General features: G+C 68.9%; 3 protein-coding genes. All 3 read left to right on the top strand.

Annotated features, from left to right (window positions below):
* Positions 1 to 726 (top strand): phosphate ABC transporter permease subunit PstC (pstC, locus tag C7453_RS18525; protein ID WP_114729659.1); only part of this gene is annotated, 726 nt, incomplete at its 5' end.
* A gap of 1 nt (position 727) precedes the next feature.
* Positions 728 to 1,642, top strand: coding sequence for a phosphate ABC transporter permease PstA (pstA, locus tag C7453_RS18530; protein ID WP_245949154.1), 915 nt, complete (start codon positions 728 to 730; stop codon positions 1,640 to 1,642).
* 31 nt (positions 1,643 to 1,673) lie between these two features.
* Positions 1,674 to 2,450: a phosphate ABC transporter ATP-binding protein PstB gene (gene pstB / locus C7453_RS18535; RefSeq protein ID WP_114729660.1), complete on the top strand. Its 777-nt coding sequence runs from the start codon at positions 1,674 to 1,676 to the stop codon at positions 2,448 to 2,450.
* Positions 2,451 to 2,518: the final 68 nt, after the last annotated feature.

Here is a 2,518-nt window from a genome sequence, read left to right on the forward strand (position 1 = left end):
CCGGTGTTCGGCTCGGTGATGACGACGCTGCTGGCGCTGGTGTTTGCGGTGCCGCTGGCGTTCGGGATTGCGTTCTGGCTGGTGGAGATGGCGCCCGCGATGGTGGCGGGGCCGATCGGGATGGCGGTGCAGCTTCTGGCTGCGGTGCCGTCGATCATCTTCGGGATGTGGGGCTTCTTCGTGATCGTGCCGGTGATGGCGCATTACGTGCAGCCGTGGGCGCGGCTGCATCTGGGGCATATTCCCGGGGTGGGCATGTTCTTCCAGGGGGCGCCCTACGGGACCGGAATGCTGACGGCGGGGCTGGTGCTGGCGGTGATGGTGACGCCGTTCGTGTGCGCGGTGATGCGCGACGTGTTCGTGGCGATGCCGGCGCAGATCCGCGAGAGCGCGTATGGGCTGGGTGCGACGCGGTGGGAGGTGATGCGCAGCGTGACGCTGCCCTGGTCGCGGCCGGCGCTGATCGGCGGGATCATGCTGGGGATGGGCCGGGCGCTGGGCGAGACGATGGCGGTGACGTTCGTGATCGGCAACACCAACCGGATCGGCTGGTCGCTGTTCTCGCCGGGCAACACGATCGCCTCGCTGATCGCACTGGAATTTCCCGAGAGCCCGGCAGGGAGCCTGAAACTGGCGTCGCTGCTGGCGCTGGGGTTCATCCTGATGGTGATCTCGTTCCTGACGCTGGCCTGTTCGCGGCTGCTGCTGCGGCGTGGAGGGGCCTGAGATGGAGCGTGCGGTGATGGAGGCCGGTGCGGCCGGCACGGGTGCGGCCGTGGGGGCGGGGTGGAACCGCCCCGGCGGGCTGGCGCTGCGGCGGCGGCTGGTGGACCGGGTGGCGACGGGGCTGAGCATCGCGGCGACGGCGATCGTGCTGCTGGCGCTGGGGTCGATCCTGCTGACGCTGCTGGTGCGGGGGCTGCCGGGCCTGTCATGGGGCACGCTGGTGCATGTGATGGCGCCGCCGGGGAGCAATGGCGGGCTGGCGAACGCGATCGTGGGCAGCCTGGTGCAGACCGGCTTCGCGGCGGCGATCGGCACGCCGGTGGGGCTGCTGACGGGGATCTATCTGTCGGAATATGCGCGCGACGGGCGGGTTGTGGATATCGTGCGCTTCGTGTCGGACATGATGCTGTCGGCGCCGTCGATCCTGGTCGGGTTGTTCGTGTATATGCTGCTGGTGATGCCGTTCGGGCATTTCTCGGGGATTTCCGGGGCGATCGCGCTGGCGGTGCTGTTCGTGCCGGTGGTGGTGCGGACGACGGAGGACATGCTGCGGCTGGTGCCGCTGACGATGCGCGAGGCGGCCTATGCGCTGGGGGCGCCGAAATGGCGGGTGGTGTTGCAGGTGTGCCTGCGGGCGGCGCGCGGTGGCGTGCTGACGGGCATCCTGCTGGCGGTGGCGCGGGTGTCGGGCGAGACGGCGCCGCTGCTGTTCACGTCGCTGGGGAACATGAACTGGTCGCTGGACCCCGGTGCGCCGATGGCGAGCCTGCCGGTGGCGATCTATCAATATGCGGGCTCGGCCTATGACGACTGGGTACAACTGGCCTGGACGGGGGCGCTGCTGATCACGGCGGGGGTGCTGGCGCTGAACGTGCTGGTGCGGCTGTGGAGCCGGCAGGCCGGTTCCGGACGCTGACACTGAACCTGACAGGTTGGGAATACGATTTATGGATGGGACGGTGATGCAGGATGCGGCGGCGCTGGCGGTGCGGGGGCTGGATTTCTGGTATGGGGCGAACCACGCGCTGAAGGGCATCACGATGGATTTCCCGGCACGGCGGGTGACGGGAATGATCGGGCCGTCGGGCTGCGGGAAATCGACGCTGCTGCGGGTGCTGAACCGGATGTATGACCTCTATCCGGGCCAGCGGGCGACGGGGGAGGTGCTGTTCGACGGGCGCAACATCCTGTCGTCGGACCTCGACCTGAACGTGCTGCGGGCGCGGGTGGGGATGGTGTTCCAGAAGCCGACGCCGTTCCCGATGTCGATCTACGAGAACATTGCGTTCGGGGTGCGGCTGCACGAGCGGCTGTCGCGTGCCGAGATGGACGGGCGGGTGGAGGACGTGCTGCGGCGGGTGGCGCTGTGGGGCGAGGTGAAGGACCGGCTGGGGGCGTCGGCGGCGGCGCTGTCGGGCGGGCAGCAGCAGCGGCTGTGCATCGCGCGGACGATCGCGACGCGGCCGGAGGTGATCCTGCTGGACGAGCCGACCAGCGCGCTGGACCCGATCTCGACGGCGCGGATCGAGGAACTGCTGGACGAGCTGAAGGGCGAGTTCACGATCGCGATCGTGACGCATAACATGCAGCAGGCGGCGCGCTGCGCGGATCGGGTGGCGTTCTTCTACATGGGCGAACTGGTCGAGGTGGACAGTGCCGACCGCATGTTCACCGCCCCGCGCGAGCGGCGCACCCAGGATTACATCACCGGCCGGTTCGGCTGAGTTCGGCGGGCAGGGGGAAAGGCAGCATGGTGAAGGAACAGGCGCACACCGTCAGCAGCTACGAGCAG

Source organism: Gluconacetobacter liquefaciens (assembly GCF_003350405.1).
GTDB lineage: Bacteria > Pseudomonadota > Alphaproteobacteria > Acetobacterales > Acetobacteraceae > Gluconacetobacter > Gluconacetobacter liquefaciens.

Coding starts and splice junctions, on each gene's coding strand:
- pstA (WP_245949154.1), top strand. CDS start 728: ATGGAGCGTGCGGTGATGGAGGCCGGTGCGGCCGGCACGGGTGCGGCC.
- pstB (WP_114729660.1), top strand. CDS start 1,674: ATGGATGGGACGGTGATGCAGGATGCGGCGGCGCTGGCGGTGCGGGGG.